This window comes from Idiomarina aquatica (assembly GCF_004362895.1).
Taxonomy (GTDB): domain Bacteria; phylum Pseudomonadota; class Gammaproteobacteria; order Enterobacterales; family Alteromonadaceae; genus Idiomarina.
In genome coordinates, this window is sequence record NZ_SNXI01000002.1 from 102958 (window position 1) to 126192 (window position 23235).

General features: G+C 48.7%; 20 protein-coding genes. 16 read left to right on the forward strand and 4 right to left on the reverse strand.

The window, feature by feature from the left end; all coding sequences use genetic code 11:
• Positions 1 to 118 precede the first annotated feature (118 nt).
• Positions 119 to 667 carry an REP-associated tyrosine transposase gene (locus DEU29_RS02485; RefSeq protein WP_133538662.1) on the reverse strand — a complete coding sequence of 183 codons (549 nt, stop codon included), beginning with the start codon at positions 665 to 667 and terminating at the stop codon, positions 119 to 121.
• A gap of 243 nt (positions 668 to 910) precedes the next feature.
• On the opposite strand from DEU29_RS02485, the gene DEU29_RS02490 reads away from it, so the two are divergent.
• Complete coding sequence (locus tag DEU29_RS02490; protein WP_133538663.1) at positions 911 to 1411, forward strand: hypothetical protein; 501 nt, start codon at positions 911 to 913, stop codon at positions 1409 to 1411.
• Between the two features lie 131 nt (positions 1412 to 1542).
• Here the strand turns inward: DEU29_RS02490 and DEU29_RS02495 are convergent, their stop codons facing one another.
• From DEU29_RS02495 to DEU29_RS02505, 3 genes are all read right to left on the reverse strand, one after another.
• Positions 1543 to 2319 (reverse strand): CsgG/HfaB family protein, encoded by a 777-nt coding sequence (locus DEU29_RS02495; protein ID WP_133538664.1) that lies wholly within the window; start codon positions 2317 to 2319, stop codon positions 1543 to 1545.
• A gap of 230 nt (positions 2320 to 2549) precedes the next feature.
• Positions 2550 to 5522 (reverse strand): PKD domain-containing protein, encoded by a 2973-nt coding sequence (locus tag DEU29_RS02500; RefSeq protein WP_133538665.1) that lies wholly within the window; start codon positions 5520 to 5522, stop codon positions 2550 to 2552.
• Between the two features lie 139 nt (positions 5523 to 5661).
• Positions 5662 to 7578 (reverse strand): FG-GAP repeat domain-containing protein, encoded by a 1917-nt coding sequence (locus tag DEU29_RS02505; protein WP_133538666.1) that lies wholly within the window; start codon positions 7576 to 7578, stop codon positions 5662 to 5664.
• Between the two features lie 183 nt (positions 7579 to 7761).
• Between DEU29_RS02505 and DEU29_RS02510 the strand changes: the two genes are divergently transcribed.
• The 15 genes from DEU29_RS02510 to DEU29_RS02580 all read left to right on the forward strand — a co-directional run bounded on the left by DEU29_RS02510 (position 7762) and on the right by DEU29_RS02580 (position 23232).
• The gene (locus DEU29_RS02510) at positions 7762 to 8052 is read left to right on the forward strand and encodes a hypothetical protein (RefSeq protein WP_133538667.1); all 291 of its coding nucleotides are present in this window, start codon (positions 7762 to 7764) and stop codon (positions 8050 to 8052) included.
• Positions 8053 to 8143: 91 nt separating this feature from the next.
• The gene (locus DEU29_RS02515; protein WP_166635862.1) at positions 8144 to 8836 is read left to right on the forward strand and encodes a YjbF family lipoprotein; all 693 of its coding nucleotides are present in this window, start codon (positions 8144 to 8146) and stop codon (positions 8834 to 8836) included.
• The gene (locus tag DEU29_RS02520) at positions 8833 to 9642 is read left to right on the forward strand and encodes a capsule biosynthesis GfcC D2 domain-containing protein (protein ID WP_133538669.1); all 810 of its coding nucleotides are present in this window, start codon (positions 8833 to 8835) and stop codon (positions 9640 to 9642) included. The genes DEU29_RS02515 and DEU29_RS02520 overlap by 4 nt, the downstream gene beginning before the upstream one ends.
• The gene (locus DEU29_RS02525) at positions 9639 to 11768 is read left to right on the forward strand and encodes a YjbH domain-containing protein (protein ID WP_133538670.1); all 2130 of its coding nucleotides are present in this window, start codon (positions 9639 to 9641) and stop codon (positions 11766 to 11768) included. Before DEU29_RS02520 ends, DEU29_RS02525 begins: the two co-directional genes overlap by 4 nt.
• Positions 11769 to 11854: 86 nt before the next feature.
• Positions 11855 to 12856 carry a hypothetical protein gene (locus DEU29_RS02530; RefSeq protein ID WP_133538671.1) on the forward strand — a complete coding sequence of 334 codons (1002 nt, stop codon included), beginning with the start codon at positions 11855 to 11857 and terminating at the stop codon, positions 12854 to 12856.
• 20 nt (positions 12857 to 12876) lie between these two features.
• Complete coding sequence (gene rfbB, locus DEU29_RS02535) at positions 12877 to 13923, forward strand: dTDP-glucose 4,6-dehydratase (RefSeq protein ID WP_133538672.1); 1047 nt, start codon at positions 12877 to 12879, stop codon at positions 13921 to 13923.
• On the forward strand, positions 13920 to 14816 hold the full coding sequence (rfbD, locus tag DEU29_RS02540; protein ID WP_243734445.1) for a dTDP-4-dehydrorhamnose reductase: 897 nt from the start codon (positions 13920 to 13922) through the stop codon (positions 14814 to 14816). Before rfbB ends, rfbD begins: the two co-directional genes overlap by 4 nt.
• On the forward strand, positions 14803 to 15672 hold the full coding sequence (gene rfbA / locus DEU29_RS02545) for a glucose-1-phosphate thymidylyltransferase RfbA (RefSeq protein WP_133538673.1): 870 nt from the start codon (positions 14803 to 14805) through the stop codon (positions 15670 to 15672). The genes rfbD and rfbA overlap by 14 nt, the downstream gene beginning before the upstream one ends.
• A gap of 146 nt (positions 15673 to 15818) precedes the next feature.
• Entirely contained in the window at positions 15819 to 16397 is a 579-nt protein-coding gene (gene rfbC, locus DEU29_RS02550) for a dTDP-4-dehydrorhamnose 3,5-epimerase (protein WP_243734447.1), read from the forward strand.
• A complete protein-coding gene (locus DEU29_RS02555) occupies positions 16394 to 19039 on the forward strand; it encodes a hypothetical protein (RefSeq protein ID WP_133538675.1) in 2646 nt (881 codons plus the stop codon). The genes rfbC and DEU29_RS02555 overlap by 4 nt, the downstream gene beginning before the upstream one ends.
• A gap of 3 nt (positions 19040 to 19042) precedes the next feature.
• Complete coding sequence (locus DEU29_RS02560) at positions 19043 to 19942, forward strand: SMP-30/gluconolactonase/LRE family protein (protein WP_133538676.1); 900 nt, start codon at positions 19043 to 19045, stop codon at positions 19940 to 19942.
• Positions 19932 to 20885 (forward strand): glycosyltransferase, encoded by a 954-nt coding sequence (locus DEU29_RS02565; protein ID WP_133538677.1) that lies wholly within the window; start codon positions 19932 to 19934, stop codon positions 20883 to 20885. Before DEU29_RS02560 ends, DEU29_RS02565 begins: the two co-directional genes overlap by 11 nt.
• On the forward strand, positions 20839 to 21543 hold the full coding sequence (locus tag DEU29_RS02570) for an acylneuraminate cytidylyltransferase family protein (RefSeq protein WP_208107599.1): 705 nt from the start codon (positions 20839 to 20841) through the stop codon (positions 21541 to 21543). The genes DEU29_RS02565 and DEU29_RS02570 overlap by 47 nt, the downstream gene beginning before the upstream one ends.
• On the forward strand, positions 21536 to 22477 hold the full coding sequence (locus DEU29_RS02575) for a phosphoglycerate dehydrogenase (RefSeq protein ID WP_208107600.1): 942 nt from the start codon (positions 21536 to 21538) through the stop codon (positions 22475 to 22477). Before DEU29_RS02570 ends, DEU29_RS02575 begins: the two co-directional genes overlap by 8 nt.
• Positions 22474 to 23232: an SDR family NAD(P)-dependent oxidoreductase gene (locus DEU29_RS02580; protein WP_133538678.1), complete on the forward strand. Its 759-nt coding sequence runs from the start codon at positions 22474 to 22476 to the stop codon at positions 23230 to 23232. The genes DEU29_RS02575 and DEU29_RS02580 overlap by 4 nt, the downstream gene beginning before the upstream one ends.
• The last annotated feature ends 3 nt before the right edge of the window (positions 23233 to 23235 follow it).

A 23235-nucleotide genomic window follows, 5' to 3' on the forward strand; every position in this document is an offset into this window, starting at 1 on the left:
CGCGACAAAGACAAACCGACGTATTTTAGGTCGCGTCCTGACGCGACAGAAGTCGCCAACCGTGCGTCAGGACGCACGGTACGAAACCGCGTGCGTGCCACGTGCGTCAGGACGCACGCTACTCGTCATAGGATGCGAAGCAGTCGACTGTCCAGGTTTCATTGATAAATTGCCAGCTGTCGGGATACCGGCCGCTGGCAATACCGTTTCGTAACGTCGAATAGCGCCAATCTATCGCGTTTTTAACGTATCCATGCTTTACCGGGTTAAAGCAACAGTACAACGAGTACATGTACAATTCTTTTTCACTCCTGATCATATGGTCATAAAACCGGTTGTGCCAAAGCGTGCCCTGCACGCGCTTGTATTTAGACGCATTGCGTTGGCTCTTGGCACTAAAATCTGGTAGAGCCCGGGTTGTAAAGGACTTTATGCGTTTTACCCGCTCATCAAACTGGTTATCATCAACACGGATAATAAAATGCATATGATCTGGTAAAACAACCCACGCCTGAATTTTGAAGGGGTGTGTACTCATCGTCCTTTTAACTGCAGCGCGAAGCGCCTGTATTACCTCTGGCCTGGTCAACACAGGGCGTCGATTTTGCGTCGATACCGTGATAAAGCAATAGCAACTCTCGTTAAAGTGACGCCGCACATTTTTCATATTCAATTCCTCCTTGCTGTACGTGCGTCAGGACGCACGCTACGAAACTTTTTACGTGCGTCAGGACGCACGCTACGAAACCCTTTACGTGCGTCAGGACGCGACAAAACCACGAAACCCTGTAGGTCGCGTCCTGACGCGACAAAACGACGCCCTCTTTTGCAAAACCTTTACGCCTTCAACCCTAGTCGTGGCAGCAATAAACGCCATAATACAAAGACGTATTTAAAAGGAGGCAGTACCATGAAAAAGTTAATTGGATTAACCGCTATTTTGGCCGTTAGCATTGCAGCGACAGCAGAGGCGCAAGACCGCACCTATGTCAGCGGTGGCTACAACGATTTCGGCGATTCGGACTTCTTTATCAAGGCTTCGCGCCAGTTGGATCGCAACTGGGTTATTGAAGCCGAAGCCTTTGATATCGGTGATGTCGGTTTGCGAGCCGGTGGTCAGTATTTGTTCAATAACTCACCGGTATTTATCCGTGGCGGTGTCAGCCATTATGACTTCGGTCGCACTGATGATACCGGCGCTTATGCCGGTGTAGGTACCGTGCTGCCGTTAAGCACGCAGGCAACCGCGATGTTCGATGCCAGCTATGACACAGCGCTGGATGGTTATGCATCGGTTGGTGCGTCAGTACGTTATAACTTCGACCAAAACTTCGCTGCCGACGTCGGCTTCCGTGGTAACTTTGACGACATCGACAACGAATTCCGGGTTGGTATAACCTACAAATTCTAGTAGGTCGCGTCCTGACGCGACAAAGGCATAGCGCGTCTAATCGTAAGTCGCGTCCTGACGCGACAAAATAAACGTGCGTCAGGACGCACGGTACGAATAGCGCACAAGCCAAACGTGCGTCAGGACGCACGCTACTGAACCATCAGTTTCCGGCCGGTGATTTGCTGGGCTTTATAGTTGCGCAGGGCGCGCACCATGTTGTTGTACGAATCTAAAAACGAGGCGGAGATAACCTTACCCTCTGGGGTGTCGGTGTAGCCACCAGCGCCCAATCCCAACCCCCAGATACCGGCAAAGCCGCCGAAGTCATAGTTTTTCGCACTGCCGGTAGCAGCGGAGACCTGTACACCGGAGCGGTTATCAATCAGCATTAAGGTGGTGGATGCTTCGTTTGCTGATAGCCCGCCGGCGACCAATCCAACCCAGCCGCCAATTAAGCCGCCGGCTTTCTGCGTGCCTTTCTCTGAAAATTGTATCGATGGGCTAACGGTGTAGTCAGCTGATACCATTTGCCCTGAGCCAAAATCACTACCAGCGCGTAATTCGCCGCTATTCATTAGTGCTCGTTCGGCTTGCATGGCTGCTATGGCCTTGCCGCGTTCGACAATCACAAAACAGTTGGATTGTTGGATCATCACACGTACCACCGGCAGGGTTGAGCCTAGTTTGGGGTAACGGCTTTGGTAATCTCGCCACCAGTTGTCATCGGTATCTTCGAAAACAGAGAGCGTACCGAGAGGTGTGTCGCACTTTTCGAGTTGACTGTTAGCACCACTTGCAGAGCTACCGCCCGCACCTCCGGTGGTCGTCATACCGCCGCTACCACCTAGTTTAGGGTCGGTGCTCATACAGCCGGTTAGGGTCAGGGTGATTAACGTGGTCAGGGAGAGGGCTTTTAAATTTAGCATTTTGCGAAAATCCTTTTATTGCCGACAATGAAGACTCAAGATTCGGCAATAAAGGGTAGTTTGACCACATGCTGAAGCCGATAGCGGCGATAGGCGATTTAAGACTTGTAACGTAGGTCGCGTCCTGACGCGACACAATAAACGTGCGTCAGGACGCACGGTACGGATTAGCGGGCAAGCCCCTGCGTGTGATCGTAGGTCGCGTCCTGACGCGACACAATAAACGTGCGTCAGGACGCACGGTACCTGCGGGCTAAGCCCATCAATCCCAGCAAAATCACCAGCCAGCCGGTGCTGCCGCCGCTGGAGCCGCCAGATTCCGGCTCTGGCACCGGAGGTGGCGCTACCGGAGTTACCTCGGCGGTAAAGTCAAACGAGGCCGTGGCCGTTGCACCCGAGGTATCGGTTACCGTCACTGCAACGGTATACGAACCTTCAGCCGTAGCCGTTACCGTCAACGAGTCAGAATCGACACCGGATAAGGTCAAGTCTGAACCGCCGGTTTGCTCCCACGCGTAAGTCAGCGAATCGCCGTCCGGGTCAGAACCTGATGCGGATACGGTAAAGCTCTCATCGACTTCGACATTGCCAGAAGGCCCGCTAACCGAAACAGTCGGTGGCTGATTGACGTCACCGCCACCACCACCATTACCCTCAGTAACAGTTAACTCCAGCGAATAAGCAACCTGGCCACCGTCGACGTAGTCCAAAACAATCTGGAACTCATAGTCACCCGCATCTAACTGACCTAAGTTAAACACAAACACATTGCCATCCTGCGACTGCGGTGTATCAAACACCACGTCGTCCTCACCGGGCACCAGGCGACGGATCTCCAGCGTGTCCCAGAACGAATTATCTTCAAGGTCAGCAAGCGTCACCTCTAACAAAATATCTTCGCCTTCAACCAAGTCAGATAACACACGCACATCCCGCACGCGGTTGCCGTCCTCGGCATAGCCCGGCAGACTCAGCGTAACTTGTTGATCCGCGCGAGCTCCCCAGCTGGCAGTTAACTCCCAAACGCCGTTCGACTCAATCGTCACCGGGTCACCTTCGACCTCAATTACACGTTGGCTCGGCGTATCACCAGAACTAATGCTGTAAGAAAAATTCGGCAAGGTAATATCACCGGTCTGCTCAACGCTAACTGAAGCATCGTCAGGGATGTTGTTTAACAGTACAGCAATATCATAGGGCTGTTCGTCCAGCAAAAACTCACCACTTTCGAAAAAGCCGTATGGCAGACCTTTATTGGGTTGCTCGGGATCATCGTTAAGCCAAAAGACCGATGACACGCGGTACTCGTTAAAGCGTGTATCGACAATCGCCATGGGCAAATTAAACGGGTTGCGCAGATCATCTTGCCCCAGTTCGGCAGCGATTTCCGCCGGCGTTTTAACAAAATCAAAGGTTAACGTGCGCTCAGGGCCAGAGCCGCTGATGGTCGCATCAATCCACTCATTAGCCTGGGCAATACCATCGCTCAGCGCCGGCCGACCACCGTTGGCATCGGTATAAACAGCCACCGCAATATCACTGTTGGCGATGTTCTCGTCTGACACCCAAAAATCGATACCCTGGGTCAGGCTGCTGTTATAAACCCACACCGAGTTGGCGCGCGCCAAAACATACGCTGGCTCATTACCTGACTGGTCAATGTTAGCCTGGTATTCGCCAACGGCTCGGTAGCCATCGCCACTGCCGTCCTGCGACTCTAACAAGCAGGCGCGCAACGAGGTGGTATCAATTAATGAACCTTCAGCCGTACCACCGCTCACTTCAGTCCCGGCAGCAATTTGTGCGGCGGTAAAAAAGCGATTTTCGTAGCATGAGCGATTTAACAGCACATAGCTGGCACCGCTGTTTTCAACCCAGGTCAGGTCGGCACTACCGTCACCGTTAGGCTCAAGACTCAAGGTCACGTAGTCCTGCAAAGTGGAGTAGCCAACGGCCCAGGGCAGGGTCAGACCCAGTGCGCGGCTGGCATTAGCCGAGTCAACCACCGCATCGCTGGCGCCCGCCGGGGAACCTTCCAAAAGCACGTCCGGGTTCGAATAAATCGGGGCGATATCACACGCGGCGCCTTCAAACACATCGGTACAGCTGCTTTGATACGCCATGGTGGTATAAAACTGCCCTTCGGGTTCGATGTAACCATAAGGAATATGGTTATCAAACGATTCACCCGCACCGTCTTCGTTGTTAGCTAGCGTATAGCGGTCGTGATAGAGCGCCAAATTATGCCCCAACTCATGGGCAAAGGTACCGTTACCTAAGCAGCCATAGTTGGTGTAAGCTGCATGAAAATCTAACGACGTCGAATTGAATTCATTATCTAAATCCACTTCGCTGGCCACAAACGCCTGCCCGCAGACGTCATCGGTAATGCCGATATAGTGCACCACGTCGGCATCATAAATATCTTTTAAACGTTGCACTTCGCCGCTGGCGACTAATTCATCGAGGATGTCCTCGCTGGGAGAATTAATGTAACGCTCAGTGGTGCTGGGCAGACTAATCGCATGGGTTGCGGCTAAATTGTGCGAAAACGCCAGCTCAGAGTTTTCAAAAATCGTTTGTGTCAGGTTCATCGCACCGTCAAGATCGGTCTCGAACTGACGCCCCACCATATTCACCCGTGCCGGCAAACGCGGATCGAACAGCACCAACGTATCCACAGAATTCAGGCCACTGTCGACGTAGGGCGGGGATAGTTGAACGGCGTTGTCGTAGCTCGTGCCCTCGGCACGAGGACCATTAGAAGTCCAAACCATACTCGTGCCAGGGGCACGAGCTACCTCTGCTAGGTCCGGCTTCAGCGGCTCTTTACGAACCCCATCGAGCTGCTTAATCTCGACCCCTTTCTCTGACTGATAAATCTTGGTCATCGAGCCATCGTTATGCTGCAATACCGTCAGCGTCACATCCGGGCCCTGCTGGATAAAACCACGATACGCATTGCGTCCATTAACCTGGCGCAGTGACTCCAAAACTAAGAAGCCGCGTTCGGGCTTACTATTATTAGCAATGCGCAGCGTCTGACCGGCAACATCCAGCGTCGAGCCGACAATTAAATTTCCAGCGGTCATCATGGAATGCACGTCAGGGTAGTCTGAATTCACAGGCGCGGTATCAGCCAATGCTGACAACGGAAACGAAGCCGACAGCAGGGCTGCCAGCACTAGCGGTTTTAGGGTCATAAAAAAATGCCGTTCTGTTTAAATTAACACGATTTAAACATTTAACCCGGCCGGGTGCAATGTGTAGGCCGCGCATTTTGCGCGACGATGTTCAACAGAGAAGACTTGCGCCAAAGGCGCAAGTTACAGTGTTATGCGGTTACAGCCCATTTTCTTTTTGCTCCAGCAAGTACCAGATATTGACTTGTTCATCCCCTTGTTGCATATATTCTTGAGGTAACGTGCCAAACCAAGTTAGTAAATCATAGCCTGTCGGATTACCACTATCCCAGGGCATGGCCGTTTTAAGGGTACGACTGCGTGACGAGCCATCGTTATAGCCGGCCAAGTCGTTGTACATAAAATATGGCACATTTTCTAAGCGTCGATACACATAGTTGCCGTCGCCATCGCCATAGAAAACCGAAAAACCCGGAGCACAAAGGGCTAGGTCGTCACAGTTACTTTCACCGCCGGTGATATCGACAATATCTTTGTGGCCGTCTTTATCAAAGTCGATAAAGTAGAACGTTCCTTCCCCATCGCCATTACTGTCGGCGCGCTGACCTATACGTTGCTCGTTATTAATAAGGCGTTCGGTTTCCTCAATAAAATCGCCGTCAGCGTTAATTGCAAAAAGCCGTAAATAGCGACCGTCATAGTATTTATCCAGGCGCGTTTGAGCGACTATTAGCTCATCACCGGGGTGTTCAGGAACAAAGTCAGCCATCAAGGCATAGTTGGTATGAGTGATATCATCGCCCCAATAACCCTCCGGCAGTAACTGTGCGCGCGGACTGTTTGACATCGCCAGCGAGTCGCCCGGGTTATTACTCAAAATCACCTGACTGCGGGCTAAGTCGCCGTCTTGAAGTACGGTATAGTCAAGAATGGCTAAGTCTGTTAATCCGTCATCATTCATGTCACCCATCGCCGATGCCAGCGCCGAGGACCATTGCGACCAGGCACTAAAATACCGATCACTTTGTTCAGTAAAGGTACCGTCACCGTTATTTAACACCACGGATGTGCCGGTAAAGAAATCCATAAAGCTATCGTTATTTACATCGCCTACAGCCAGGTTATGGCCAAAGGCAGACGAGCCATCGCCCACAGTAATATCAACGTTATCACTGGCATCAACAAGACGCCCTTCGCCATTACTCAGCAACATGATGGGCCGCTCTTCGCGGATAAATAAAATGCCCTCTGCCTGCTGTTCCTCGCTGGCGGGTATAGCGCCACCACTTACAACGATGTCATCAGCGCCATCGCCGTTAAAGTCCGCGACCGTCATGCGATAAGGCTGGTGACGCTTAAGGCTTGCGTGATCAACAATCACGTCGTTATTAAGCACCAGCCCTTTTTCAGGATGGCCTGTATAGATATGGACAGTTCCCGGAAACCGGTCTAAATCACGCTCGGCTCGGTGTGGTGAAAAGCTAATTGATACGGCAAGGTCCTCCAGCCCATCATTATTAAAGTCGCCGCGTACATTGTCACCCACCATCATTTGAAAACTATCAAACTCGTTGCAGTTATCACGCGTCGGGTAGCAGTTCGAGCGCGGTGTATCGAAGTGCTCTAAATCGTACACATAAAGCCCAACTTGAGCAGCTCGCCACGTGTCGGTTTCATGCACCGCCTCTTGGTTCAGTCTAAGGCCGCTGTATCCGTCGGCATAAAGACGGGAGTTATCGTTCTTTATGAGCACGTTGAATGACGTTGAGTCAAGCTCTTCATCATCTTTTCGTAAGCTGACCGAAAAATCTGCACTGACGTCAGTTGTGACTTCAGGTAACGTCAACGTGATGACATTGTCTTGTTGTGAAAGACCAATTTCAGGCCCCGAGCTCTGAGTAACGGTAACATCGAACTCATCATCTGAGCTCCAGTTAATCGTTAACGATGTCTGCGTAGTTTCTGTCGCCTCAATATCATTAATCGACTCGAGTGCTACCGGCTCCGGCGGCGGAGGGGTCGAAGAAGAGGGTGAGTTGTCACTACCGGAACCACCGCCGCAAGCAGAGAGGGCGAACGTGGTGAATACTGCGAGACTAATTCGATTAAATTTCATGGTTAATTTCTGTCATTTATTTGTTTAATTACAGAGTATGACCATCTCGCTTCTCAGCGCAACCACCTTACAAAAATTCACTTGCAAATCCGAAGCTTCCCAGCTAACGTACTCAGTAATCATCCACAGAGACCGTGGACTGATTGGCCAATCTAGAAAACGAATGCACATAGAGGTGTAGATATGAAAAAACTAACAGCTTTAGCTGCTGCAGCAATGCTAGCTACAGCGCCAGCAATGGCGGCACCACAGTCGGAAGACGAAGGTGGCGCGGCTGCAATGGGTATCGGTGATATGGACCCTGCAGCGTTAGGTATTGCTGCTGTAGGTGTTGCTGTTGCGATCGCTGTAATCGCTGACGGCGGTTCAGACGATGGCGGTGTTGATCCAGGTCCAGGCCCGGATCCAGATCCAGATCCGGATCCGGATACCAGCACTAGCACAAGCACCAGCACAACAACTGCAACTAACTAAGTTCGGTTGTAAAGTATTAAAAGCCGCCCTTACTTAAGGGCGGCTTTTTCGTTTATACTGCATGCAAAATAAAACCAATAGACCAGCCATTGTGAATAAACAGAGCTTCGCCTTAATAACTGCCGCACTGGTATCGGCCCTGATAAGCGGTTGTGGAACGCGTATTGACGCGATCCAGGACACCGCAACCTATGCATTATTCGGACGGCCTGACCTAACCCTGACTGCCGAGCAAATTGACGAACGGCGGTTTCCGTTGCAATACGTCACGCTGGGACAGCAACCTCGTGTCGCACTGGGGTTAGCGTTTAACGATAAAGGCCTTTATAAATGGTTATCACAGTCGCAAGAAGTGCTGGTGACACATCATGGACGTATTGTTCAAACGCAAGGCCTTAAAAACGACTTGGCTTGGGTCGACAACCTGGCTGCCGATCCGCTCGTGTGCCTGACCAAGGGGGGCAGTCATTGCCAACTTAACTGGCGCACAACAGCACAAGTGGGTAACGGGCTGGATATGGCAGAGACAACAATACAGAGTCGATTTGAACAACAAGGTCAGCAAACCCTTAACTTAACACACACTGATCCCATGCAAGTGATTCACTGGCGCGAAACCATCACTACTGCAGCCGGCGAACAATGGGTTAATCATTACTGGCTGGAAAAAGAGACGCGGCGAGTCGTAAAAAGCGAGCAAACCATCAGTCCGGCCTTTCCGTTGACCGTGACAGAAGAGATCAAACCTTACTCGGGCGATCTTAATAGCGGAGGTTCGCAATGAAGCAACTCGCTATTATCACTGTGCTTGCGTTATGCAGCCTTACCGCAAGCTTCGCCGCTTTGGCGCAAAGCGCAGTAAAGGTTCAGGTCGAGTACCCCGGCATGCAGCAACAAGCCCTTACCCTGAACTACCCACAGCCGGTTCGCTTGAACACGGTTTTACAAGATGCCACCCATGACCTTAGCGCGGAGCAATTTAGCGCAATTAATTGGTCACTCGGGCGTTTGGGCAGCGATAAACTGACCGATAAATTTAATCAGCGCCATCGGGAACTCGAACAGCGACTCAATGATCTTGAACTGTTTTGGCAACAACGGGGCTATCATAACTATCGCAGTGGTGTTAATTACCTGCGTCGCCAGCTAAACGAGCTGCAATATTCGCCTGCGTATTACATGGGCCTGGATTACGACCGGACTAAACTGCGATTACAGAGTAACCCCATTTTGAGCCAGGCCGATGGCAACACATTTTACTTGCGGTTGCCGGCCGGGGCGGCGACGCGATTGGATATCGGGCTGGACGAAGCAAGCGCAGCCAGTAGTGCCAGTTTCGCCTATTCAGTCGCCAAAAATGGCGACATCGCGCGCATCCCTGTCGCACTTTATAACCGACATGAAACGCCCGTCTGCTTTTATCATAGCGCGCATCAGCCGTTACAAAACCAAGCAGGTGAACGGTGTAAAAACGCGATAAACACCGAACAATTTTATCTTCTGCATCAGCACGCGTTACCCCAGGGTTATCAAGACCTTAATCAACGCATTGCTGAAATACTCAAATTTGCTATTGGAGACGCGCAATGACGGACATGAGTAGCTTGCGTTTGTTGCGCAAGTTCTTTTCGTGCACCCGAGGCGCAAGCTACGCGCTACTGCTAACCGCAACAACTGCCGTTGCCCAACAACCTTCGCAGTCTGACGTCGGCGGTGTTGGACTCATGCAAATGCCGACTGCGCGCATGAACCGCGAGGGTGAGTTCACCGCATTTTATTATGATAACGACGAGTACCGGCGCATGGGCTTGTCGATTCAACTATTCCCCTGGATGGAAGCAACGTTGCGCTACAATGACGTCAGAACGCGGCGTTATAGCCCGTTCCCTAACTTCAGTGGCGACCAAACCTATAAAGATCGTGGCGTTGACGTAAAATTCCGGTTGCTGGAAGAATCACAATGGTTACCGGAATTTAGCCTTGGCATGCGCGATATCGCCGGAACCGGTCGCTTTGCCGGAGAATATCTGGCCGCATCAAAACGCCTCGGCCCTCTCGACTTTACTCTGGGTCTTGGCTTTGGGTACCTGGGTCGCGAAGACAATATTGACAACCCGTTCTGTGAAGCCGCAGAGCGCTTTTGCGACCGTAATACCGACTTTGGTGAAGGTGGCGACTTTCAGGTTGATGACTGGTTTAGTGGGCCGGCGGCGTTGTTTGGTGGCGTTGAATACCAAACCCCGTGGCAGCCGTTAAGTGTCAAAATAGAGTACGATGGCAACGATTATAAAACGGACTATTCAGGCACGCCGATTATTCAAGACTCGAACTGGAACTACGGCTTACACTATCGGGTTGCGAATAACCTGAACCTGCAGCTCAGTTATGAGCGCGGTAATACCTGGATGTTTGGCTTTAACCTGCGCACCAACTTTAACGATATTAGCCAGGTAAAAGTTACCCCGCCAATCAGTGCGCCCACAAATCCAGCGTACACCAGCCTGGACGATGTCGATACGCGCCAACTGGCCATTGATATATACAAAAACAGTGGCTTTGGTGTATTTAGAATCACGCAGAGCGATGATGGGCGGACGGTTAGCGTGTACGGTTATCAGGCCATGTACCTGGACCATCAAATGAGTATTGACCGAGCCACGGCTGTCCTTGCGAATACGTTACCGCCGAGCGTGACCGAATATCGCTTTATTGATACCGCACGGCAGATGGAGCTGGCGCAAATTAGCGTTGATGCGCAAACCTACAAACGCGCGCACTATCGTGCCGATATAACCACCCGTTACGAAGATAGCTATCGCTTAGTCGACGTCGATCGCGGCCCTGAAACGGCGATGTGGGAGCGAAATTACAAAGCCGGCTGGCCCCACTTTGGCGCTCGGCCGTTCCTGGAGCAGTCATTCGGTGGGCCCGAGAACTTTTATATGTATCAGTTACGGCTGGATACCTACATTGACTGGATGCCAACCGAAAACTTCCGTTTGGACAGCGTCGTGAGTGCCAGTTTACTCACCAACTACGATGATTTTCGCTATTTAGTGGATGGCAACGATACCGGTGTGCCGCGCGTACGAACCTATGTGCGCGAGTATGCGACCATGTCCGATGTATGGTTAAGCAACCTGCAGGCTACCTACGCGACACAGATTAATCAGGATGTCTACGCGTCGGTTTACGGGGGGTATCTTGAGCGCATGTTCGGCGGTATCGGTACCGAGTGGATGTACCGCGAACTGGACAGCAACTGGGCCGTGGGTGTTGATATTAACTACGCCAGACAGCGCAGTTTTGAGACACATTTTGGCTTCAGAGATTATGATGTCATCACCGGCCATGTCACCGGTTATTATGAACCTGAGTTTTGGCCGGAAACGCGGTTTAAGATTGCAGTGGGCCGATTCCTGGCGAAAGACAAAGGTGTGCAGGTACAAATGGAGAAAAAGTTCGACAGCGGCATGATTGTCGGCGCCTACGCAGCTAAAACTAACCTTTCTGCAGAAGAGTTTGGCGAAGGTAGTTTTACTAAGGGCTTTTACATCAGTATACCGTTTGATCTGTTCCAAATGCGTCACAGCGGCAAGCGCGCCACAATTGGCTGGACACCATTAACCCGCGATGGTGGACAAATGTTGGGTCGACGTAATACGCTAGACGGCTTAACCGATGCACGTAGTCGTTATTATACGGATTGGGATTGATTCGCTGAGGCTAGTTTCGTTAAGGCTAGGTTCTTTGAGACTAAAAGACCCGAAAAAATTAAAACGATATTATTTGAGAGAAAGCAGTGACCATTAAAAAGTTAAACTTAATCGGTGCAACCAGAGCACAGCTGTCCGAATTGGAGCAATTAAGCTCGTCGGGGGATGAGTGTGAAATTGAGATGCCGACGGCAACCATCGGAATTGCAACATTATTAGCCCAGTCCAACTCGGCTCGCGAAGCCTTGTCCTCATGGCAGGAGCTTGCGTCGGCGGTACTTGCGCTCTATAAAAAACGTTACTCATCCACAAAAGTTTTACTGGTTAATGAGACGCCTGATATCGCACTGTCAGAACACCATCACGCCATGGCAAGGCTGTTATCCCACAGCAATGCATCAATCCAGAAAACCTCCGAATGGTTGCGCGCCTGCGCTCAAAATGCGACTGAACTCAATAACAATGAGGAGGGCGAGCAGCTACTCGTGGCAGCGGTTGAGACACTGCGTAGCGAATTGATTAACGCAGAAGAACAACAACAGGTTATTGCTAAGTCAGCCCCTAATGAGCAACAACTCGACGACTTAACTGAAGAAAACGAACTGTTGTTACTGCAATTGCAGCAGGTGCAGGAAGAGTTAGAGCATTACTTTATTCGGTGCAAGGAGCTGGAGGCGGGTGGTTCTTCTGCGTCGCAGTCAACGCCAACGACGTACACACAACCGAATATCGCTACCCCGAAACAAGCGGATGTGACGGATTCACCGGCGTGGCGTTATATCGAACCGTTTTACACCAAGCTGGATAAATTAATCCGCCACCTGATATTTAAACGTCAGGCGAAGGTGGTGAAGAAGTCCAAGCTGTTCGACAAAAAGTGGTACGCGCAAACCTACCAGGATGTTAAGGCCTTTAAAGGCGGTGCGGCGTTGCATTATGTCGCCCATGGCGCGGCCGAAGGACGTGATCCGGGCCCGGAGTTCTCTAGCGAGCGCTATTGGGCAATGAATCCGGATGTTGCCGAGAAGGGCACAAATCCATTGGTGCATTACGAGCTATTCGGCAAAAACGAAGGCCGGTATTACTAAACGCAGCCGGGAAGCAGGTTATGCAACAGGGTAAAACATGGTTGGTCACCGGCGGCGCGGGTTTTATTGGCTCCGCGGTTATTCGGCGGTTATTGGCCAATACCAACGACCGCGTCATTACTATCGACAAACTCACCTATGCCGGTAATTTAAGTACCTTACAAGCGGTTGCGCACAACCCCAACTACACCTTCGTCAAGGCCGATATCAACGATGCCGAAACGGTGGCGACGATACTGGAGCAGCATCAGCCCGATGTTATTTTGCATTTGGCGGCTGAAAGTCACGTTGACCGATCGATAAGCGGCCCGGCAGAGTTTATTCAGACCAATATCGTGGGTACGTATACACTGCTCGAGCAAGCGCGTGCGTATTGGCAACGCCTGCAACAAAAGCAGCCGGAAAAAGCCGCGCATTTCCACTTTCAGCACATCTCCACCGACGAAGTCTTCGGCGACTTGCAGCCTGACGATCCGGCATTTACTGAATCCACACCGTATCAGCCGAGCTCGCCCTATTCGGCGAGTAAAGCAAGCTCCGATCATCTGGTCAGAGCCTGGTACCGCACGTACGGTTTGCCGGTCATCATCACCAACTGCTCAAATAATTACGGGCCATACCAATATCCGGAGAAATTAATTCCGACGGTCATTGCCAAGGCGTTAGCCGAGCAACCGATCCCCGTATACGGGCAAGGCCAACAAATTCGCGACTGGCTTTATGTTGACGATCATGCAGAAGCATTAATAACCGTCGCAGAGGCCGGAACAATCGGCGAAACCTACGCTATTGGCGGCGCTCAGCATAAAGATGAAGAGATCACCAATCTCACGTTGGTACAGACGCTGTGCGACCTGTTGCAAGAGCAGCACAATAACGACGTTGACTACCGCGCGTTAATTACCTTTGTCACTGACCGTCCCGGCCACGATTTTCGGTATGCCATCGACAGCAGTAAGATCCACAACGAACTCGGCTGGCGGCCTGCGCACGACCTAAAATCGGGTCTGCGCGAAACCGTGGCATGGTATCTGCAGAACCAATTCTGGTGGCGGGATTTATTATGATTTTAGTGTTAGGGAGTAATGGTCAGGTCGGCTTCGAGTTAACGCAGCAGCTAAAAGCTGCAGGTATTGCGCACGACCGATTGCTGACACCTAAGCGCGAGCAGCTTGATCTAACTGATTTAAAAAAGGTAAGCACTTACCTGCAACAACATCAACCGCAAGTGATAATCAACGCAGCCGCGTATACCCAGGTGGATAAAGCCGAATCGGAACCTGCTCTGGCTGAATTACTCAACCATCAGTTACCCGCAGTACTGGCGGACTATATCCAACAGCACGACGCCTACCTGCTGCATTACTCCACTGATTATGTCTATGCCGGGCAGGGCGACCACGCACAAGCAGAAGATGCGCCACTGAACCCGCAGTCGGTTTATGCTAAAACCAAACGGGCGGGTGAAAAAGCAATACGAGCCCGCACCGAGCATGCCGCCATATTGCGCACCTGTTGGGTATACAGTGCACGCGGGCACAATTTTATGAACACCATGCTAACGCTGGCGCAGCAGCGCGGTGCACTGCGTATTGTCAATGACCAAATAGGTGCGCCGACCAGTGCCAGCTTCATCGCGCAAATAAGCCGGGCGGTACTGGATAAAAAATTAACCGGCATTTATAACCTGGCGCATGGGGGAGAGACTAGCTGGTATGGCTTCGCACAAGCGATTTTTAGCGAAGCGCATGCCCTTGGATTGCTGACAAAGGTACCGTCGGTCACACCCATCCCTACCGCCGACTACCCGACACCGGCCAAGCGGCCGCTTAACTCGCGCTTAGACTGCAGTGCATTACAAGACGCTTTAGGCATCGCTGACTGGCCGCATTGGCGCTCCGGTTTAACCAACGAGATGAATCGCTTAAAGCAACAGGATGTTAAGCATGTCAGCGTATAAAGGCATTATTCTAGCCGGCGGCGCCGGCACTCGACTGCACCCCATCACACTGGGGGTATCGAAACAGTTATTACCCATCTACGACAAGCCGATGATCTATTATCCGTTGTCGGTACTGATGCTGGCCGGCATCCGCGACATTCTCATTATCACTACCCCCGAAGATAAAGCCAGCTTCCAAAAACTGCTCGGCGATGGCTCGCAGTTTGGTGTATCGCTCGACTATGCCGAACAACCCAGTCCTGATGGCTTAGCACAGGCGTTTATTATCGGCGAGGACTTTATTGGCGACAGCCCGGTGTGTTTAGTCCTGGGTGATAATATCTTCCATGGTCAGGGTTTTACCGGCAAGTTAAAAGAGGCGGCGAGTAACACCGACGGCGCCACCGTTTTTGGTTATTGGGTGCAGGATGCACAGCGCTTTGGTGTTATCGACTTTGATAATGACGGAGTGGCCACTTCAATAGAAGAGAAGCCGGCACAACCTAAATCCAATTACGCGGTCACCGGCTTGTATTTTTACGATAATAACGTGGTCGATATCGCTAAGTCCGTTAGGCCGTCGGCTCGGGGCGAGCTGGAAATTACCAGTATTAATAACGCGTATTTAGAGCAGGGCAAACTGCGTGTAGAAAAGTTTGGTCGAGGTTTTGCCTGGTTAGATACCGGCACCCACGACAGCTTAATTGAAGCAAGTCAGTACGTACAAACCATCGAGCACCGACAAGGGCTAAAAGTCGCCTGCTTAGAAGAAATCGCTTGGCGACACGGCTGGATAGACGAGGCCACGCTAAAAGCACAAGCCGACGCCCTGGCAAAAACCGATTACGGGCAATATTTACAGAGGCTATTGTGACTTGCTACGCATAATCGTACGTCGCGTCCTGACGCGACCTCGGAACTTATCTGTAACTTGCGTCAGGACGCAAGCTACCCGTTTATTGTTTCTTGCGTCAGGACGCAAGCTACGCTTAATCGTAAGTCGCGTCCTGACGCGACAAAATGGAACCCGAACCGGATCTTAAAATGCACTACCAACCCCAAAAACTAAAAGACGTCGTCCTGATCACCCCCAAAGTCCACCAGGACCATCGCGGTTTTTTTATGGAAACCTTCCGCCTCGACGAATTCCAAAAACACTGCGGCGCCTATAACTTCGTGCAGGACAACCACAGCCGCAGCGAAAAAGGCACATTGCGTGGCCTGCACTATCAACTCAATAATCCCCAGGGCAAACTGATCCGCGTCACACAAGGGGAAGTGTACGACGTAGTAGTCGACTGCCGAACAGATTCCCCAACTTACGGCCAATGGCATGGTGTGACACTGTCAGCCGAGAACAAACAGTTACTCTGGGTACCACCCGGTTTTGCCCATGGTTTTATGGTACTTAGCGACACCGCCGACTTCGAATATAAGTGCACCGACTACTACGCTCCCGACGATCAATATGTTATCGCTTGGAATGATGCAACGCTACGTATACAATGGCCTTTACAAAATCTTAACCCAACCCTAAGCGGTAAAGACCAAGGCGGAAAAAGCTTCTTGCAAGCGCCAAAGTTCGAGAGTCAAAAATGAACGAACAAGCTGATAAAAATAATAAAATCAATACACTAACCGTTGTTGTAGGCGCGGGTGAAAGCTGTAACTGTGATTTAAGTGATAATAACCAGCATTATGTACTGGTTGACGCCCGGTCTGATGCCATCCATTCACTCAATGAGCAATTCGGCAACAATGAGCAGATCACAACAAGACAAGTCTGCCTAACTCCCGAATCGGGCCGATCGTCGTTTTACCATTACTCTCTGCCGGAATTTAGCAGCACACTCAAGCTTGGTGAGTTCACGCGTTATTTACCCGGTTTGACAGTGACAGGTAATGAGTTCGTTAGCGGTATAACGCTAAGTCAGCTAATCAGCGATTTACCCCATGCAAAAGTATTGCAGCTGAACCTGGAGCTACCCGGTCAAGAGTTAGACTTACTGCAAGCACTAAAAGACCATGACCCCGACAGCTTTAACATTATCGATAAGCTAACGATAACCACCAGCGAACAGCGGTTATACGAGCAGGGCAACACCAGCGACGAGCTAGGAACCTGGCTTGAACAACAAGGTTACGAACTCTCACAAAGCGAAACTAAAGAGTTCTCACTACTTGAGCAAACGTGGCAGGTCGATAAAAAACAACTGCAGATTAGTGCATTGATTGCTGAACGGGATGAAGCGGTTGCTCAGGCATCTGACTTTAGTAACGAACTAGAGCAACTGCGAAACGAACGCGATGAAGCGGTGGCTCATGCTTCTTCCATGAATGAGAGACGTGAACAAACAGAAACGGAGCGTGACGAATTTTTAGAACGTTTCTCTTGTATTCAAGAGGATCTCAAAAAAGTAAAAAAAGAACGTGATACGTTCCAGGTCCTTTCCGATGATGTTAAAGATCAATTAGTTATAGCGCAAAGAGAATTAGAACAAAATAGTAGGCAGTTTGAGTCGTTAAAGAAAGATAACGAGTTTACCAGCAGAAATATAATTAAAGAGTTAGCAAAAGTTGGTTACCAGATTGAACTGATCAATACGCTATTACAAAACAAGCAACCTAGCCAAAAGAAGGTCGCTGGAGCGCGAAAGGGAAATGAAGGCTCTCCACTTCTTTATGAGGCTCAACAGTTCTGGCTCGAGGGTGAATGGTATAAATTAGTTGCTTTAGCGACCAAAGCCGAGGGCTTACCTCCGAACACAGAAAAAGCGCAATTAGCGGCCTTTATCACCAGTGGCTATGCGCAAATTGGTGATGAGGGTAATGCACAGACTTGGTCTGTTGTTGCCACGGAATTGAGTAGCGATAAACAGCAGCTAGCTCAATTACTGTATTGTAATGTAAATAACTCATTAGCACGGCTTTACGCTTTGCAGGGTGACACTCAGAAAGCAATTCAGCATTTCCAGTTATCTGTGGCAAGTACGAATATCAGGAAGTCTCCTGATGCCGACAAAATACGTGCCGTAAAAGAAGTGACAAGTCTTGGTCTGATAGATTTAGCGATCGACATAACAGACGAGATGTTAGGCTCAGTGGCTTTCCATCAAAGAAATACACAGACCGCAATAAAGCGTATGCAATCAGAAATAAGAGCAGCGCAGAAGCGGTTGGAGCTCGCTGATAGAACAGCAGTTGTTACCACAACAGATTTGGCACGACTTTGGCAAGTTGTTGATAAGTGTTTTGATAGCCCAGATGTGCAAGACGCTATTGATCAGCAATTATTAAAAGAAGATTGGACTAATGAGGATAAATTTTATCTTTGCATTGCAATAGCGGAGAAGATGAATAGCCATCAAGATCGGCTCCAAGCAATAAGCTGGATTAACCAAGCTCGGTTGTTTTTAACCTCAACTAAGATGGACAATACTGAGGTGAAATATCGTGAATTGACAGAGTTAGCTGCGCGCATAGAACAACCTGCTTTAGTAATTGACTTGAGTGTTGAGTCAAACCTGTTAAGTCCATCCATCGAGAGCGATCAAAAGGAAAAGTTAAAAGAAACCTACAGAAACTTGCGTGCGCCTAATGAAAAAATACAACAACATGGACATGATTTGCTGATTGACTATCTAAAAGCCAACCCTCACAAGAAAGATAGCCGGAATAGCAAAAAGAAACCGGTACTGATCGAAGTAGGGACTACCCGTGAGAATGTACCGGGTCAGGGCTCCACTTTGCAGCTAGCAGCTTTGGCACATGAGCAGAGTATCCAATTTATTAGTGTTGACATGGATCCGCACAATTCTCGTTGGGCTAAGTTTAATATGGAGTTGATGCAACTACCGGGCGAGACGGTCAATCAAAAGGGTGAAGATTTTTTGGCTGAATTTCCGGGCCCAATTGAATACGTTTTTTTGGATGCATACGATTTTGACCATGGTAACCACAGTGATCTGCGCCAGCAGCGTTACCAGAAATATTTAGGCAGTAATATTGATGAAGTGCAATGCCACAAAATGCATTTAGATTGTGCAAAAACTTTGGCCAAAAAGCTTAGCCCTGAAGGTGTTGTTTGCGTCGATGACACCTGGCAGGACGAAAAAGGTTATTGGACAGCAAAAGGTACGCTTGCCGTCCCATATCTTTTGGAAAATGGATTTAAAGTAATTGAAGCACGTAACCGTGCTGTTTTGTTGGCTAGGGAAAGCACACCGCAGAGCGTGAGTTAACTTATGGAAGTATTCTCTAAACAAGCATGTACCCTTGGTGAAGGCCCATTGTGGTCTGATTATTATCAGCAGTTCTTTTGGGTAGATATTATTGAACAAAAAATTTATGCAAAGTCGCTTTTATCAAACAACGAATACTTTGATAAATGCTGGCCTGTCGATTTTATACCCACAGCTTTAATCGATAATAGTTTGGAAGATAAGACTATTTGGGTTGTTGCTGACAAAGGGTTGTTTATTTTCGAGCCACAGACAGGCGTCGCGCAAAAACACATAGATTTTGAGTTAGATGAAAACTTCAGAACAAATGACGCGGGTGTGGACGAATCTGGGAATCTATGGGTGGGTGTCATGGAAAAACAACCGTCCGGGCTGAACGGCTATATTTTTACTGTGGATCAAGTGGGCAATATTAAGAAAGGTATTAACAAAATTGGCATACCGAATACATTTTGTTGGAGTGATGAACAAAACGCAATGCTAGTGTCAGATTCTTTTCAGCAGAAAACTTTCTTGGTAAAGAACCCGCCCGATGAAGCAAGAATAAATGAATACCCGGTAGTATTGGACTTGGCCGATACTGACGGCACTCCTGACGGTGGCGCACTAGATCAGGGTGGCGGTTTTTGGAATGCGAATTGGGGATTAAAACGTGTAATAAGTCATCAACTGGGGCGTATCACTCGTAAATTGGATATCGACGTGCCTCATGTGACATCCGTCTGTTTCGGCGATAAGAATCGTGATAAATTGTTAGTAACTACGGCAACGGAAGGCCTTAATGAAAGTCAGAGAGAAGCTTATCCCCAATCCGGTTTTACCTTCCTGTTGAACAACGACAAAGAAATCAACGGCCGTACGCCACTGGGATTTGCTATGAAGGTGCAGCGTCATGTTAGCTAGTGTAGTTATAAGAACATATAACGAAGAAAGATATCTCGACCGCCTTCTGACCGGTATCATGGCACAAAAAAGCAGTCTAGTGGATATCGAGGCCGTCATTATTGACTCTGGTTCTACCGATAAAACCTTAGAAATAGCCAATAAACACAATTGCAGAATAACGCACATACGCAAGCAAGACTTTACTTTCGGGCGAAGTTTGAACGAGGGATGTGAGTTCGCGAATGGTGACTTCTTAGTGTTCGTTAGCGGGCATTGTTTTCCCGTAAATAACGACTGGATACATGAGTTGGTCAAGCCTCTAGTTGAGGGAAAAGCCGATTATAGCTATGGCAAACAAGAGGGCGCAGAGACTACAAAGTATTCGGAATATCAACATTTTAAGAAGTTTTTCCCTGATTGCTCTCAGGTTCCTCAACAGGGATACTTTTGTAATAACGCAAATGCAGCGATTACCCGTAAAGCCTGGCGCCAATATAAGTTTGATGAAAGCTTAACTGGCTTAGAAGATATGTATTTGGCGAAACAACTTGTCAATGACGGTGGAAAAGTGGCTTATGTGGCCAGCGCGCCTGTTTATCATATTCACGATGAAAGTTGGAAACAGGTTCGCACACGCTATGAACGAGAAGCTTATGCGTTGCAGAAGATTATGCCCGAAGTTCACTTTAACAAAAGTGACTTTTTTCGCTTTTTTGTATCATCATTGTTAAATGATTTTAGCGTTGCAATAAAAGATAAAATGTTTTTACGGAAAGCGAAAGAGATTTTCATGTTTCGGCTAATGCTTTACTGGGGAACATATCGAGGTAACCATGAAGTTCGGCGATTATCTCAGTCTATGAAACATCGATATTTCTATCCAACAGATAAAAATTCAAGCGAGAAGGATTCATATGAGCAAGCAGCGAGTCGTAGCTCTGCTACCAATGAAAGCAAATAGCAGCCGTGTACCGGGTAAAAACTTTAAAGATTTTTGTGGTAAACCGCTATTCCGTTGGATATTAGATAATTTGCTTGCAGTAGCAGAAATTGATCAAGTCATTATCAATACCGATGCCCGCGATATTCTCGAAGACAAAGGGTTAACACCTTCTGACAGAGTGCTGATAAGAGATCGCAAAGAAGAACTCTGTGGTGATGAAGTGTCCATGAATCGTGTACTTGCTGATGATGTTGAAAATGTCGAAGCTGATCTTTATTTGATGACACACACGACAAACCCTTTGCTGCAGCCTGAGACTATCAAAAAAGCCATAACGCGTTTTAATAACCTCAAAGAAAAGCGTGAAGCTGATTCACTGTTTACGGTTAACAAAGTGCAGACGCGCTTTTATAAAGAAGACATGACACCCGTAAACCATGACCCAAATAACTTGATACCAACTCAAGACCTTGAGCCGTGGTATGAAGAAAACTCTAATCTGTATTTATTTACCCGAGAAAGTTTCGCCAAAACGAACGCGCGGATTGGTGCTAACCCGAAAATGATGCAAACCCCCGCACTTGAATCATCGGATATCGATACGCCCGATGATTGGGATATGGCGGTGATTGCGGCTCAGTACTTCATTAATAAAGGAATTGTGAACAATGTTTAAAGTGCTAGTCACATGCCCGCCAATGTTAGGAATGTTTGAGCATTTCGTGGAACCTGCCAAAGAGCTTGGGATTGAACTTGTGCCTGCGAAAACAACGCAAGTGTTAACCGAGCAAGAATTGATGGAGTTGTTACCAGAATACGACGGCTGGATTATTGGGGATGACCCCGCAACGCGACAGGTATTCGAAGCCGCTAAAGCGGGTAAGTTGAAGGCGGCCGTAAAGTGGGGGATTGGCGTAGATAACGTCGATTTTGCGGCGTGTAAAGACCTAAACATTACGATCACTAATACGCCCAATATGTTTGGTACTGAAGTCGCTGATGTTGCCGTTGGGTATTTACTAGGTTTAGCACGTCAGACTTTTTTTATTGATAGAGAAATTCGCACTAACAATGGTTGGCCTAAACCGGCGGGTATGAGCCTGACAGGCAAAACAATAGGTGTTGTTGGTTACGGTGATATTGGCTATAACGTAGCGAAACGCCTTATGGGCTTTGATGTAAACGTGATTGCTTATGACCCAGGCGTTGAAGGCTCTCGGGGGCTTGAATACGTAGAGCGTTGCCCTTGGCCAGAAAACCTCAGTGAACTTGATTTTCTGATTTTTACCTGCGCTCTCAATAAGCACAACCACCATATGTTGAATAAAGAGACGTTGAGTCAGTTAAAACAAGGAGCCCAGGTTATCAATGTCGCGCGTGGACCATTGATTAACGAAAGTGATTTGATTACAGCACTAGAATCGAACCACATTAAAGCGGCTGCACTGGATGTATTTGAAGTAGAACCACTACCCAAAAGCTCGCCACTTAGAGATATGCCCCAGTGTATCTTTGGCTCTCATAATGGGAGTAACACCAATGAAGGTGTAATTAGAGCGAGTTACAAGGCGCTTGAAGAAATGAAAAAATTTTTAGAAGAAACACTATGACAAAAAACGAACAAAAGTTTGCGCTTATCACCGGTGCGAACGGTGGTATCGGTCAGGCACTTTGTAAAACTTTTACGGAGGAAGGCTACGAGGTTATCGCAACTGACGTGCACGAACAGCCTACAGAATCTTTAATCTTCAGTCGTTACGTCTCCATTGACTTAAATAAGTTAGTCGAAAGCGAATCTTATGCCACTGACAGAACGAATGAAATAAAGTCGCTCTTACCGAACAGAGAACTACACGCGCTAATCAATAATGCGGCAATACAGATTTTGGGGGGAGTAGACTCTCTCACCAGAGCAGACTGGAACCAAACTCTAAATGTTAATTTGCAGGCACCATTCTTTTTAGTGCAAACGTTAAAAAATGAACTAGAGGCGTGCAGAGGCTCTATAGTAAACATTAGTAGTATCCATGCAAAACTGACGAAGAGGAATTTCGTAGCCTATGCAACCAGTAAGTCTGCTTTGAGCGGTATGACTAAAGCTATGTCAGTTGACCTTGGAGCGAAAGTTAAAGTGAATGGAGTTGCGCCAGCAGCTATCGAGACGGAGATGCTTATAAGTGGATTTAGTGAGAACCGAGAAGGACTAGCTAAATTAAATGATTATCACCCAACAGGAACAATTGGTGAGCCCCGAGAAGTTGCAACTACGGCTTTATTTCTTGCGAACAGCAACACGCGCTTCTTAAATGGAGAGATTTTAGAAATAAATGGAGGTATTGGAAACTGCCTTCATGATCCTGATTAATGG